The organism is Ochrobactrum sp. PL_is501, from assembly GCF_055816895.1.
Genome location: NZ_JBVPGR010000033.1, coordinates 296,440 through 310,669, shown reverse-complemented (window position 1 = coordinate 310,669; position 14,230 = coordinate 296,440). Strand labels below are relative to the sequence as shown.

Sequence of the window (14,230 nt, the reverse complement as noted above, 5' to 3'; positions counted from 1 at the left end):
GCTGGTTTGCCGGCAACAAGTAGGAGATGCGGCCAGAGCCTTCCGGTAATAGAATAACGAGCAATCTGCCTCACTCCACGGGAGGAATCGAGATGAGGACGTTTGTGTTTTTAATTCTATTCGTTGCCGTTGGCGGGGCGACGACACACGCTTTCGCTCAAGCGGGCGGTAATGGCGGCGATGGAGGAAGCGCAGGGAATGGAATGCCGGGATGTGACGGCGGCACCAACCCCGCCGCTGACGGAAAATTCTACATTCCGGGAACGCATCAGGAATGCAATCCAAGCGACGACGACCGAGCCCGCGCTCGGAAAAAGTCGAAGTAAGTCCGAACTCTTTCTCGCACCAACAAAAAACCCGGCTCGAAGGCCGGGTTTTTTCATTTCTTGGATGCGCTGATTACGCAGCAGAAGCCTTGATCCAGTCAGCAAGGCGGCTCTTGGGAGCAGCGCCGACCATATTGGCGGCGAGTTCGCCGTCCTTGAACATCAGAAGCGTCGGGATCGAGCGCACGCCGAACTGCGCCGCCAGTTCCGGATTCTCATCGATATTGACCTTGGCGATCTTGACCTGACCGGCCATTTCGGTCGCGATTTCGTCCAGAGCCGGAGCGATCATCTTGCAGGGACCGCACCATTCAGCCCAGAAATCCACCACGACAGGCTCGCTCGACTGAAGAACGTCCGACTGAAAATTGCTGTTATCGACCTTAACGGTTGCCATAGGGCTATCCTCTTTTCTCTCCAAGAACGGCAGACATCTTTTCAGACTCACAACGCATTCCGCTCTTTATTCGCTATATCATGTGGCGTGTCTGCTGCCATCCGTCAAGTTCTGGTTCGTCACCTTTACTTGAGAGTCTTTCAGGGACTGCAACGCCTCGTCCAGAATCGCATCCGGCAACGGCATCAAAAACGGGCCTTCGGTGAACAGAAGCGCCGTTTCGACAATCCGCCCCGGATAGAGCGGCGCCAACAATTCCCGGTAGAGCGCAAGCTGCGCCCGATAGGCGAAAGGAACCGCTTCGATGGTTTTCGGCGGTGGTCGATTGGTCTTGTAGTCCACGATCAGCACACGGTCCTCGCCAACGCTGATACGGTCGATCTGGCCTGACACCGCGTGATCGCGCCCGCCCAGCTCGATCGTGCCCATGATGGCCACCTCCCCGCGTGAGCCTTCGGCAAAGACAGGCGCATAGGTCGGATCATCCAGAATGGTCCGCACACTTTGCCATGCCATCCGGCGCTCGGTTTCCGGCCAATCGGCGGCGATCCGGTCAAGATAGTCATGCGCAAGCGTTGCACGGTCAGCCTGCGGCACATCGGGCAGATATTGCAGCAGCATGTGGATTGCCGTGCCGCGTCGCAGCGCAAAGGCGGGCGTTCCGCCGCCGGGCCCCAGAACTGGCGAAATCACGTCGAGCGGCGGTTCCTCATCCGCTTCGATCAGCGCAGACGCGCCCGACGGCGCCAGCGGACGCGGCAATCCGGTTTCCGGCTTTATCGGGCGCAGATAGTCGAGCGGCAGTGACGGCAGTTTATGCTCTTCGGCTCTATCCTGATCGGCAATCTCGACCATTCCGCGCGGCGTATTGCGATAACGCCGTGCGGCAACTTTCAGCACGGGATGCACGAATGTCTCGGCCTTGATGGCCAGCGCATCTTCGACTAGGCGATGCCATGTCTCTCCGCTTTCACGCGTGCCGCGATAGCCGCAGATGATGAGCCGATCTTCGGCCCGCGTCATGCCGACATAGAGCAGGCGGCGATATTCTTCCTCGGCCCGCGTCTTCAGCTTGTCGATCTGAGCGGCTGTGAAGCCAGTCTGGTATCCGGCATTGGGTTGCCAGAGATAGCCTTTCACCGGCGGATCACCGTTCGAAAAATCAAACGGAATGAGCTTTGGCGCACGACTGCCGGTCCAGACAGCGCTTCCCGGATCGACCAGAAACACCACCGCTCCTTCCAGCCCCTTGGCGGCATGGACGGTCATGATGCGCACTTCATTGCGCCCCTGATCGAGTTCGCGCTTGATTTCCGGCGATGCCGCTTCCAGCGTTTCAAGGAAGGCCTGCAAGCCCGGCAGACCGGCGCGCTCGGCAGAAAGCGCATAATTCTGGAATTCATCGATAATGTCGCCAGCCTCCGGCCCCAACCGGGCCAGAAGTTTTCGCCGCGCACCATCCGCACTCAATATGCGTGCATAGAATTCGAACACCGGCATGGTGTCAGCCATATTGCGCCAGCGGCTCAAGGTCTTGTGCACTTCGGCCAGCGCGGCATCGCCACGCGAGACCTGATAAAGCCGCTCGAACAATGTGAGGCTTGAACCTCGCGGATGGGCAAGATCGAAAAGCTGGTCGTCATCCCAGCCGAACAGCGGACTTTTCAGGACCGATGCCAGCGAAAGATCATCCGAAGGCTGCAACACGAAACGCCCGAGCGCCATCAGGTCCTGAATGGCAATATGGCTGGTGAGCCGCAGGCGGTCGGCGCCTGCCACCGGAACGGACAGGTTTTTCAGCGCCCGCGACAGGGCCGGCATGAACTGGTCGCGCTTTCGCACCAGAACCATGATGTCACGCGGCATGATCCGCCGGTTCTGGCCCGGAATAGCTTCGCCGCTATCCAGCCAGTGGCGAATGGTGGCGGCTATCTGATCCGCCAGCCGGACGGCGGGGGCGGCCAGATGATCGACCGGCTCACGCCAGTCGTCAGGTTCCTCTACCACTTCCGGCGTCAGCATATCCCAGATTTCCACCTCGCCCGGCGCGTCGGAACGAATGGCCTCATGCACCGTTGCGCCCGCAAGGCCGCGATTGGCTTCTGGCCTCGCAAAAACCTCGTCCACCGCCTGCAAAACATCGGGCGCGGAGCGGAACGAGAAATTGAGGCTGACGCGCTCGAATTTCAGCTCCGCATCTTCCGCCCGCAGACTGACGGAACGCCCCTGCGCCGCAAAATCCTCCGGCACCGCGCCCTGGAACGAATAGATCGATTGTTTTTCGTCACCGACGGCAAAGAGCGTGCGGCTGATATTGCGCTGGCCGAGGCCGGAGAAAAACTCTTCCGACAGCATGCGGATCACCTGCCACTGGTCGGGGCTGGTATCCTGCGCCTCGTCGACCAGAATATGGTCGATGCCGCGATCGAGCTTGTACTGCACCCACTGCCCTGCCCCGTTGCGGGCAAGTAGCGCCACGGTTCGAGTGATGAGGTCTTCGAAATCGAGCAGGCCGCGCTGACGCTTCAGGTCGTGATAGCGTTGCAGGAGATTGTCGATCAGCGTGAGCGCAGCCAGATTGAGCCGCACAAGGCGCAACTCCTTCAGCCGGTCGAGCCCCTGTTCGACACGCGCCGCCGCCGTGTCGAAATCCTCCTCGAAATCCGGCAGAAGCTTTTTCACCGCTGCCGAGCAGACATAGGAGCCGGATTTGGGCTCGCCGGTACTTTTCAGGAAGGCGGCGCGCAACACGGCTTCGCGGTCGCGCTGGCTCGTCACCTTGTCGAAACGCCGGAGTTGCAGCGCAAAATCCTGCGCGCGCGACGCCCCTTTCTGGATCGACATGATGAGATCAAGCGCATCATCGGAAAATTCCGGTATCGGCCAGAGATCGGCAACAAGATCGTCTTCGCTGGTTTGCGGGTCGAAGCGGAAAGCGCGATGCAGGGCTTCGCTTCGATGGGCCGCTACGCCCAGTTCGGCGATATAGGTCTGCAAGCCATTGCGCCTGCTTACCGCTTCATCGAGCAGCGATTGCAGGCCCATCTCGCCCGCTGCTTGCAGGACATCGGCAAAGGCAGCGGCGAGCTCCATGTCACCGCCGCCATGCGCGGTCTCCAGCAACTGGCGACGTGCTTCACCGACAAGTGCCGCCTGCATCAAGTCGTCCATCATCTCGAAATGACCGGCAATGTTCGCCTCAAGCGGGAACTGGTGCAGGATCGCTTCACAGAAAGCATGGATGGTCTGGATTTTGAGCCCGCCCGGCGTTTCCAGCGCGCGCGCGAACAGCCGTCGCGCTGCGGCAAGACGGGCATCGCCCGGCCTGCGCCCTTCCAGCGATTTCAGGCGTTCGGCCAGTTCGATATCGGGCAGGACCGCCCATTCGGAAAGCCGCATGAACACGCGGTTCTGCATCACCGCCGCCGCCGCCTTGGTGTAGGTGAGGCAGAGAATCTTGGATGGATCGGTGCCTTCGAGCAGAAGGCGGATAACCCTTTCAGTCAGAACATGCGTCTTGCCGGAACCCGCATTGGCGGAAACCCAGACGGACGCTGACGGATCGGCGGCCCTGCCCTGCGCAAACAATGTTTCCGGCGGAATATGGAGCTTCTTCTTCATGCGTCGCCCTCCCCGCCCGCGTCGCCACCGGCAGACCATTCCAGCACCCGCGCCAGATGATCGTAATCGCCTGTCAGGTCCGTCTCGCGGAACGGCAATGCACGGGAAAGATAGCCTTTTTCCGGCTTCTGATATTCGGCCAGCAGTTGCGCCAGCCGCTGCCAGGATTCCTCGCCAAGCGCCGGGGCGGTTTTTTCCGATGGCGGTCGTCCGATCTTGAGGATGGATTCCGGCTTTACCTCGCCGCCTGCCTTGAGACGGACATAGGTGAGGTCCGAAGCGCGGACCGACCCCAGTTCACGAAACGCACCGCGCACCAGAAGTGCGGCTTCCAGCGCCAGCTGTGGCGACAGCAGCGCATGCGCCTGTTTGGGCGATGGCGTCGAACCGGTCTTGTAATCGATGATTTCGGCTGTCCCGTCGCGCATCAGGTCGATGCGGTCGGCACGGCCGGAAAGCGTGACGCCAAGTCCTTCAACCTCACGCTTGTCGGAGGAAATCTCGGCAAAGCGGGTCTGGACATTATAGGCGCGCTCGCGCTCCCAGGCCAGAAACTGCGGAATGAGCGCCGTGAAGCGCGGCCACCACACGGCCTCGATTTCGGTCGGCAGATCCATATCGGCAAAAAGAATGCGGCCAAGCTCCATCAGGCGTTCGGCGGCATCGGGTGCCAGCGGATCGATCGCCTCTTGCGTGAAATGACCCAGAATATCGTGGAACAATGTGCCACGTTCTGCTGCCGCCGGATCACGGATCAAAGGCTCAAGTGGCCGCAGTTTCAGTATCTTCTTCGCAAAGATCGCATAGGGATCGCGGCGCAGCGTTTCGATTTCCGTCACCGAAAAATGCTTCGGACGGGCAGCGACAGGCGGGGCTGGCTCCGGGCGCTTGACGAAAGGCACGTCAGGTGCCTGATCGATTTCCCGTGACCACTGGATGAAACGCGCCCCGCGCCTGCGCATTTGTGCGGCCACATCAGCGCCCAGCACCGTTTCGAGCCGCTGCAGCCAGCGCGAGGCAACCGTCGGCGCATTGTCGGAACGCTGCGAGCGCGTCAGCACGACATGATCCATGCCCAGCGCCATCTGGAAGTCGTGGGCGGCAAGGCCGGTGCGCCGTTCGGGCGGATCGAGCGCGATCATCGACTTCATCGGGCGCGACATGAACGGATCGTTGCGGGTGCGGGCAGGCCAGCTTCCCTCATTGAGACCGCCAATCACCACCGTATCCATGGTTTGCAGGCGCGCTTCCAGCGCACCCCAGATGAAGAGGCGCGGATGACCGCCCGGATGCGGCTTGACCGTCTCACCCGCCATCAAGGCATCCAGCACGGCTGGCCATTCGGAAGCTTCAAAATCAAGCCCGGCTTCACTCGAGACCAGACCGCGCAAAAAGGCGGCGAGCTGTTCTCCGCGTTCGCCGGAATAAAAAGGCGCGACGCTGGCCTTTTCGTTGCGTGCCAGATTTTCCAGCGCCTCGACCGTGGCGCGCGCGATTTCGCCGATCTCGGTCCTGCGGCCAGCGAGGACGAAAGGTGCGAGCGGCGCCACGGCATTCGACAGGCTTTCGCAAAGATTTCGCGCAGCCGCGATCATATCCGGCGTAACGGTGTCATGCCATGCCGGTTGCCACGGCTGGCTGGCGCTCTCCTCCAGCCGCCGGTCGAAAAATGCCGGAAGATCAAGCACGGAAGCGCGGCCCGTGCCGCCGCGAAAGGCGATGAGTTCGAGCGTTTCAGCAGCAAGGCGGCGTTCGATACGGGGGGCCTCCAGCCGCAGCAGCGGATGCTTGACCAGCGCCAGCAAGGCAACCGGATCGCCCGGATCGAAGACCGTTTCCACCAGCAGCCGCAGCAATGTCGTGGTTTCGACATCGCGGAGATGCCGCCCGCCCGAATCGTCGGCATCGATGCCGAAACGGGCAAGTTCACCCACCACGCGCCTGGCCAGATTGCGGTCGGCGGTGACGAGCGCCGCCGTCTTGCCTTCCTCATTGATCGCATCACGCAAGGCAAGCGCGACGGCGAGCGCCTCTTCGCGTTCGTTGGCGGCTTCAATCAGGTCGATCGTCTGCGCGGCGGCGTGCAGGCTATCAGCCTCTATAGCGAGCTTGCCCCACGCATCGGTCGTTTCCGCCGGGCGAAGCGCTTCGCTCACTACCCGCTCGCGCAGGCGTTTGGAAGCTGGCATATCGTCCAGATGTTCCACATCCTCGCGCAAGGTCTGCATTGCATCGAGAAGCTTGCGCAAACCGAATTGCGGATGACCGAAGGTGGACGGATTGTCGGTCGCCGATGCCAGCAGCTGCCAGGCGGCATCGTCGAGATCGCGGTCCAGCCCCGGCAGCACTACCGCGCCATTGGGCAAGTCCGCAATGGCGGAAATCAGTTCCGCAGTCGCCGGTATGGAACCCGTGGAACCAGCCACGATAACCGGACCGGCGGGCGGATGGGTGCGCAGCCGCTTTACCTCACTCCATATGAGATCGTTGCGATGCGCTGCGGGGTTTGAGAGCTTGCGCTCCGCCAGAATATCCGGCCACAGATTGGTGACGATATTGAGAAAGCCGAGCGTGACCTGCCACCAGTCGGCGAGGTCTTCCGGGGCAATGCTCGCAAGCTCGCTCCATGCAGCTCCGTCGGTTTCGACCTGATCCATCAACCCCGCCAGATCGCGGGCAAGCCAGATCGCATCGGCAGTGGTTGCCGGAACGGAAACGTCGTCAACGCCAAACAAAGCACGCACATGGGAGGGCAGCGATTCCCGCCACGGACGGATCAATCGCGCCAGAAGCAGAAGCCGCTCCGCCGTGCCGATAGGCGGATTGATGTCGAACACGCCCGACGAACCGGCATTGAAAAAAGCGGCGTCCTCATCCACATCGCCGAGCGGTTTTATCGTCGGCAATATAGCGCTTCTAGCCAGATTCTTATCTACTAAAATCGATCTTAGCGCACGCGCCGCACGGCGCGTCGGCACGTAGATGGTTGCATTGGCCAATGCCAGCGGATCGGAAGGATTGCCGGGAAAACCTTCGACCAGCCGCCCTTCCAGAAGGGCATTGGCAAAGGCTGGCAAAAACGATGTGCCGGGAGGAATTGAAAACAGGCGCTGTTTCCCATCTCTGGGTCTGCGTGCGCTCATGCGCTCTACCTCCTTATGCAAATGCGGTAAGTGCGGCCTCCGCCTCGCCGATGGCGTCCGGCGTGCCGACGGTCAGCCAGTGCCCGGTCATTGGCATACCATAAAGGCGACCCGCCGCAATCGCCTCGTCGAAATAACGGTTGAGCGAGGACACGACCGGCTCCGCGCCATCGAAGATGCGGGGATGGATGATTCCCGCACCGGCATAGATCACCGGCTCGCCGGAGACATCACGCGCACGACGCAGATGTCCCTTCTCGTCGGCAACGAAATCGCCCTTGCCTTCATAGCCGGTTTCCTGATCGAGACGCGCCGTCATCAGGAGAATATCCATCCGCTCCGCATCCCAGACCTCAGCCAGCGCCGTAAGGTTGGGGGTCATCTCATCGCCGACCCAGAATGTATCGGCATTCAATATGAAAAACGGCTCGGTTCCGAGCACGGGCAGAGCCTTCACAATGCCGCCAGCGGAATCGAGCAGCATGTCGCGTTCATCCGAGATCACAATCTCCAGATCGTTACGGTCCCGAAGATGCTCTTCAAGCTGGTCGGCCAGATAATGCACATTGACGACTGCGGTGCGGATACCGGCGCGTGCCGCCGCATCGAGACCCCAGTCGATCAGGGGCTTGCCCGCCACCTCGACCAGCGGCTTTGGAATGGTTTCGGTGATGGGGCGCATGCGCTTGCCAAGACCGGCAGCAAGAACCATTACCAGTTCAGGCATTTTCATTGCGCGGCCTCTTCCTGCTGCATCAACCCCAATTGCTCAAACCATGCAGCCACAGGCGCCATGACCGGATCTTTAAGCACGCGTCCGAGATAGTCGTGAATGCGCGGCAGATGCTCAAGATAAGCCGGCTTACCATCGCGCTCGTCGAGCCGCACGAAAAGACCAAGCAGCTTGGCATTGCGCTGTGCGCCCATGGCCGCATAGGCCTTGCGGAACGAAGCCTCATCGAAGACATGTCCGAGCGCCCGGCGCTCGTCGCAATAGGCTGCGACCACGGCCTGCTCCAGCTCCGGCGAAATCGTCACGCGCGCATCGAGCGCCAGCGAGGCCACGTCATAGGCTGCTGGCCCAATCATCGCATCCTGAAAATCGATGACGCCGATCCTGTCCCCGCCTTGCGCCTCCGGGAACCAGAACAGGTTGGGCGAGTGATAATCGCGCAGGAGCAGGCTCTTCTCGACATCGGCAATCTCGGCGATCACGCGATCCCACGCTGTCTCGAAGCCTTGCTTTTCTGCGTCTGTGAGCTGCCTGCCCATCATGCGCGGCGCATACCACTGGCCGATCAGGCTGACCTCGATCATCATCGCATCGCGGTCAAAACCGGCGATGATGTGGTCAGGATAGCCAGGCACCGGCGCGTGATCCGGCCAGGTGACGCCGTGCAGATGCGCCAGAAAACGCCCGGCGGCTTCATAACGTTCCGCGACAGGTTCACCGGACGTCGCACGCACGCCCTCGGTTCCAAGATTTTCGAGAATGAGAAAACCGGCATCAAGATCGGCGGCACGCATTTGCGGCACACGAAAGCCCTGCCTTGCAAGAAGCCCGTCAACGGCAGCAAAGGCAAAAATGTTTTCCGCCAGATGCGCAGTCTGCCGATAGGATTTGCCGTCGCGCAGCGGCGGATCATAGGGCATCTGCGGCGCATTCATCAGAATTTCGACACCATGGGCAGATGTGGAGATCGTCTCGTACTTGCGTGGGGACGCATCGCCCTGCAAATAGCGCCGCGTTGCATTGGAACGGCCGTGGCTGTCCAGAAAGGCGCGAATGGCCCGCGAACGTTCCAGACGGCTGATGGCAGCTGCAGGCCCCGACACGGCAATGCGCCGCCCTGCCCCTTCATGGCTCAGCGTGACGGCAAAAGACGGTTCCGGCAAAAAACCCTCGCCCTGTTCCGGCCATTCGGCCAAAACCACGCCATCCTCCATAAATTCCGGCAGTCCCAGTTCATCCAGTTCTTCGCCGTGCGAAATACGGTAAAGGTCGGTATGAGCGACGGGAATCCGCAAGGCCTCGTAGCTTTGCACCAGCGTGAAAGTGGGGCTTGGAACGTCCAGTCCCTCGTCGTCAGCGATTGCCCGGATGATGGCGCGGGCAAGCGAGGATTTTCCCGCCCCCAGATCGCCGGAAAGCGTGACAAGATCGCCCTTTTGAAGCGCGAGGGCGAAATCTTCACCAAATCGCTGCGTTGCGGTTTCGTCGGGCAAGAAATAGGTGATGCTGGATTGTGAGGCGCTCATGGGCACCCTTTATCTTATTCGGCGGCGATGCGGAAGCTGCGTGTTTCCGATGGAAAGCGGCAAATTACCGTTGTTCCGCGACCGGAACCTGTATCGATATCGACCGATCCGCCGTGCAGTTCGACAAAGCTCTTGACGATGGCAAGTCCAAGCCCGGCGCCGCGGCGGCGGCCGCCGTTCGGATAGGACTGGAAGCGCTTGAAAACCGTATCCAGGACCTCGCCCGGCATGCCCGGACCGTCATCGTGGACCGCGAAGACGATTTCCGATCCTTCACGCGCCACTTGCAGCCGGATGCTAGAGCCTTCCGGCGCATAATTTGTGGCGTTGGACAGGAGGTTGAAAAGCACCTGACGGACGCGGTTGGCGTCGGCCTTGAACACATCCACATCGTCGGCAATGTCGACATCGAGACCGATATCGTGGTCGCGCATCCGCTCGCTGACGCGCGAGGCGGCAGCCGAAATCGCCTCCACGACGGAAACGTCGCCGACTTCCAGCTCCATAATGCCCGCATCGACGGTGGCAAGATCCAGAATGTCGTTGACGATGGTCAGCAGAACCGATGACGAGGTGCTGATATGGTCGAGATATTCGATCTGGCGTTCGTTGAGCGACCCGAAAGCCGGGGTCTGCAACAGTTCGGTAAAGCCGATGATGTTGGTGAGCGGCGAACGCAATTCGTAGGAAACATGCTGGACGAAATCGTTCTTGATCTGGTCGGCCAGTTCCAGCGCCTCGTTCTTTTCCTTCAGCGCCCGCTCGACGCGCACCGTGTCGGTGACGTCGATGAAGGTCAGCATGGTCTGGCCCTTCGGCAGCGGAACCACGGCAAAGGAAAGAATGGTGCCATCATCCAGCTCCACCTGCCCCATGCGACCGTCGCGCTTGTCGAGGAAGCCGGTGACGGTGGAGACGAAATCATCCCACAAGCCATTGCCGCCGCGCTCGCTGCATATCCTGGCAATCGACGAGATATGCGTGCCTTCGACGATGAGCGGCATCGGCAGCGCCCACAGATCGGCAAAGGATGGGTTGGAAAGCCGGATACGGCCATCGGAGCCAAACACCGCCACGGCTTCCGCCAGATGGTCGAGCGTTTCGCCCTGCACCTTGATGAGCGTGTTATAACGGCCTTCGAGCTCGAACTTTTCGGTCATGTTCTCGAAGAACCAGGTGACGCCGCCTTGCGGATGCGGATTGGCGACGACGCGCATGGTCCGGGTATCCGGCAGGTGCCACATATGTTCCTGCGGCTCGACAGCGCGATAGGCGGAAAGGACGGAATCCTTCCACTTGCGCCATTCCGGCTGTTCGGGCAGCTTGCCTTCCGAACGCAGGCGGTCGAGGATAAGCGTGTTGCTCGGCTGCGATTCCAGCCAGGCCGTATCGAGCGACCAGAGCTTGGCAAAAGCCTGATTGAAGAATTGCAGCTTCATTTCGGGATCGAAAATCGCCACTGCCGTCGAAAGCTGGTCCAGCGTTTCGGCGTGGCTCTTCAGCGTGCGGTTCAGCTCTTCGCGCACGGCCTGCACTTCGGTCAGGTCGAAGCCGAGGCCGACAGAACCCGTTTCCGCGCTCACATCGGTCACGTTGAAAAGGCGGCGATCACCATGCACGACAGCGGTCAATTGTTCCTGCAGGACAGGTTCGGCAAAACGGTCACGCTCCAGACGCTGACGCGCCTGCGCGCCGAACAGCTCACGCCCTTCGGAAATCACCTGGCTTGCGTCGGCCATATCGACCGCTCGCGCATAGGCCGCATTGACCCATTCGACGCGACCGCCGGCATCGCGTGCCCAGACCGGCTGGTCGATCCGGTCGAGAAGACGGCGGAAGAGCTCGATACGCTCGGAAAATTCGCGGTTCTGCGCCTGTAGTGCCGCGCGTTCCGCCTGGACGCCCTGGAGGCTCAGGAAACGCGCCACCGCAAAGCCGCCTGATGTGCGCCCCCGCACGTCGAGCAGGGTGCCGTTGACGGTTTCAACCGTGAGATCGAAAGACCGCGCCTGTTCGCGCAGCATCGCAATGGCACGTTCAAGCGCCACGACCGATTGCGGGCGCAGCCAGCGGCCAAAGGCCAGAAATGCCGAACGATCCTGCGGCGCCGCACTTTCGTCCGGCAGCAACCCGACAACCTCGGCGCGCGTGCTGTGGCCATCCCAGACCACGATGCGCTGATCCTTGAGGTTGAGCAGGGCCTCATTGCGCTGCGCGACCAGATTGAGGTCGGCGAATTTGGAGCGAAGTTCCTTGTTTTCCGCCGCAACACGCGACCGTTCGCGGATCAGCCAGCCAGCAGAAAGAAGCGCCGCGCCCATCACGCCGAGGAACATGGAAAACTGGATGACCTCGAAAGCGCCGACGCTGCCGCCGCCAAAGGGGAGGGCAATGCGCGCCGATTCCGCGCCTTGCGCAAAAGCAGGCATGGCAGCGAAAAGCGTTGCAAGGGAAACGGAAGCCTTCATCACGGCTTTTTTCAGGGAGAGCCAGGCATGCGGCTTTGCAACATGGGCGGCAGGACGCCATTGCCTGCCAGTAACGATTGCGGAAACATTCCGCAAAATCCCCGTTGCGCCGAACTCTGGCATGTTGTCCTTTTCTCCGCCACCCGGCCATGAAACCCGCCCGAGGGCAGACTGGCCGTATTAAAACACTTCAATACACATCAAAGCCTGACCATACGCACGCCGCCACAGTGCACGATAGTCAACGCGTTTTCAGGTATTCAGGGGATGAATCGTCCTCTCGCTTCCCGCCACAACGGCAAAAAACGCGCAACGCAAACACCCGCTCAAACACCTTGATTCGCCTACACAATACCCTTCCGGCGAATCCACGTGAAGCATCTTGCACGCAAAAAGAAAGACCGGACGGCTTGTCAACCGTCCGGCCTCAACATGTAGTGCAATGCTTAATGTATGGTTAATACCTGTAGTGTTCCGACTTGAACGGCCCCTGTGGAGTGACGCCGATATAGGCGGCCTGTTCCTCAGAAAGCACAGTCAGCTTGGCGCCAAGCTTGTCGAGATGCAGGCGCGCGACCTTCTCGTCGAGATGCTTCGGCAGCACATAGACCTCATTCTTGTAGGCGTCGGTGCGGGTAAACAGCTCGATCTGGCCCAGAACCTGATTGGTGAACGAGGCCGACATGACGAAGCTCGGATGGCCCGTTGCGTTGCCCAGATTGAGCAGGCGGCCTTCGGAAAGCAGGATGATGCGCTTGCCGTCCGGGAACTCGACAAGGTCGACCTGCGGCTTCACATTGGTCCATTTCAGGTTGCGAAGTGCAGCCACCTGAATTTCATTGTCGAAGTGGCCGATATTGCCGACGATCGCCATATCCTTGAACTTGCGCATATGGTCGATGGTGATCACGTCCTTGTTGCCGGTCGTGGTCACGATAATGTCGGCGGTCGAAGCGGCGTCGTCCAGCGTCACGACCTCGAAGCCGTCCATCGCGGCCTGAAGCGCGCAGATCGGATCGACTTCGGTCACCTTGACGCGAGCGCCGGCGCCGGCGAGCGACTGGGCGGAACCCTTGCCCACATCGCCATAACCGCACACGACGGCAACCTTGCCAGCCATCATGACGTCGGTGCCGCGACGAATGCCGTCAACAAGCGATTCCTTGCAGCCATACTTGTTGTCGAACTTCGACTTGGTGACGCTGTCATTGACGTTGATGGCCGGGAAGGGCAGGAGACCCTTCTTCTGCAACTGGTAAAGACGGTTGACGCCGGTGGTGGTTTCCTCCGTCACGCCCTTGATGGCGTCGCGCTGACGCGTGAAGAAGCCCGGCGTTTCAGCCATGCGCTTCTTGATCTGCGCGAAAAGCACTTCTTCTTCTTCCGAGCCGGGGTTCGAAAGAACGTCCTCGCCCGCTTCGGCGCGCGCGCCGATGAGGATATACATGGTGGCATCGCCGCCATCGTCGAGGATCATGTTGGACGGTTCGCCGTCCGGCCACTGGAAGATCTTGTCGGTATAGGTCCAGTATTCTTCAAGCGTTTCGCCCTTGATGGCGAAAACCGGCGTGCCGGTTGCGGCAATCGCGGCGGCGGCATGATCCTGCGTCGAGAAGATGTTGCAGGAGGCCCAGCGGACCTGCGCGCCGAGCGCCTGCAGCGTTTCGATCAGAACAGCGGTCTGGATCGTCATGTGCAGCGAGCCGGAAATGCGCGCGCCCTTCAGCGGCTGCGACTTGCCGAATTCCTCGCGGGCAGCCATCAGGCCGGGCATTTCGGTTTCTGCGATATCGAGTTCCTTGCGGCCCCAATCGGCCAGGCTAAGGTCCTTGACGACAAAATCTTGGCTTGCGGTCATCGCGTGCTCCAGTCAAAGGCAGTCCCAGCGCGACGAAAAAGCAGTCTGCGGCCGGAATTGCGTTCCAGTATGGAGCGGCTTTCCATGCGGGAAAGCGCCCCGGCTGGCGACTTGACTAGCAGATTGCAGCCAGAAGCACAACGCAATATAAAGAAATC

7 protein-coding genes are annotated in these 14,230 nt (G+C 60.7%); all 7 read right to left on the bottom strand.

Annotated features, from left to right (window positions below):
• Positions 1–399: 399 nt before the first annotated feature.
• The 7 genes from trxA to ahcY all read right to left on the bottom strand — a co-directional run bounded on the left by trxA (position 400) and on the right by ahcY (position 14,072).
• Positions 400–723 (bottom strand): thioredoxin, encoded by a 324-nt coding sequence (gene trxA / locus AC0TOF_RS09865; RefSeq protein ID WP_006473274.1) that lies wholly within the window; start codon positions 721–723, stop codon positions 400–402.
• 78 nt (positions 724–801) lie between these two features.
• A complete protein-coding gene (gene addA / locus AC0TOF_RS09860) occupies positions 802–4,344 on the bottom strand; it encodes a double-strand break repair helicase AddA (protein ID WP_473768088.1) in 3,543 nt (1,180 codons plus the stop codon).
• The gene (gene addB, locus AC0TOF_RS09855) at positions 4,341–7,487 is read right to left on the bottom strand and encodes a double-strand break repair protein AddB (protein ID WP_473768087.1); all 3,147 of its coding nucleotides are present in this window, start codon (positions 7,485–7,487) and stop codon (positions 4,341–4,343) included. Before addB ends, addA begins: the two co-directional genes overlap by 4 nt.
• Positions 7,488–7,500: 13 nt before the next feature.
• Positions 7,501–8,220: a nucleotidyltransferase family protein gene (locus AC0TOF_RS09850; protein WP_473768086.1), complete on the bottom strand. Its 720-nt coding sequence runs from the start codon at positions 8,218–8,220 to the stop codon at positions 7,501–7,503.
• Positions 8,217–9,746: a tRNA (adenosine(37)-N6)-threonylcarbamoyltransferase complex ATPase subunit type 1 TsaE gene (gene tsaE, locus AC0TOF_RS09845; protein WP_473768085.1), complete on the bottom strand. Its 1,530-nt coding sequence runs from the start codon at positions 9,744–9,746 to the stop codon at positions 8,217–8,219. The genes AC0TOF_RS09850 and tsaE overlap by 4 nt, the downstream gene beginning before the upstream one ends.
• Before the next feature lie 14 nt (positions 9,747–9,760).
• The gene (locus tag AC0TOF_RS09840; RefSeq protein ID WP_473768117.1) at positions 9,761–12,214 is read right to left on the bottom strand and encodes a sensor histidine kinase; all 2,454 of its coding nucleotides are present in this window, start codon (positions 12,212–12,214) and stop codon (positions 9,761–9,763) included.
• A 457-nt stretch (positions 12,215–12,671) separates the two neighbouring features.
• On the bottom strand, positions 12,672–14,072 hold the full coding sequence (gene ahcY, locus AC0TOF_RS09835) for an adenosylhomocysteinase (protein WP_122002834.1): 1,401 nt from the start codon (positions 14,070–14,072) through the stop codon (positions 12,672–12,674).
• Between the last annotated feature and the right edge of the window lie 158 nt (positions 14,073–14,230).

Coding starts and splice junctions, on each gene's coding strand:
- trxA (WP_006473274.1), bottom strand. CDS start 723: ATGGCAACCGTTAAGGTCGATAACAGCAATTTTCAGTCGGACGTTCTT.
- addA (WP_473768088.1), bottom strand. CDS start 4,344: ATGAAGAAGAAGCTCCATATTCCGCCGGAAACATTGTTTGCGCAGGGC.
- addB (WP_473768087.1), bottom strand. CDS start 7,487: ATGAGCGCACGCAGACCCAGAGATGGGAAACAGCGCCTGTTTTCAATT.
- AC0TOF_RS09850 (WP_473768086.1), bottom strand. CDS start 8,220: ATGAAAATGCCTGAACTGGTAATGGTTCTTGCTGCCGGTCTTGGCAAG.
- tsaE (WP_473768085.1), bottom strand. CDS start 9,746: ATGAGCGCCTCACAATCCAGCATCACCTATTTCTTGCCCGACGAAACC.
- AC0TOF_RS09840 (WP_473768117.1), bottom strand. CDS start 12,214: ATGAAGGCTTCCGTTTCCCTTGCAACGCTTTTCGCTGCCATGCCTGCT.
- ahcY (WP_122002834.1), bottom strand. CDS start 14,072: ATGACCGCAAGCCAAGATTTTGTCGTCAAGGACCTTAGCCTGGCCGAT.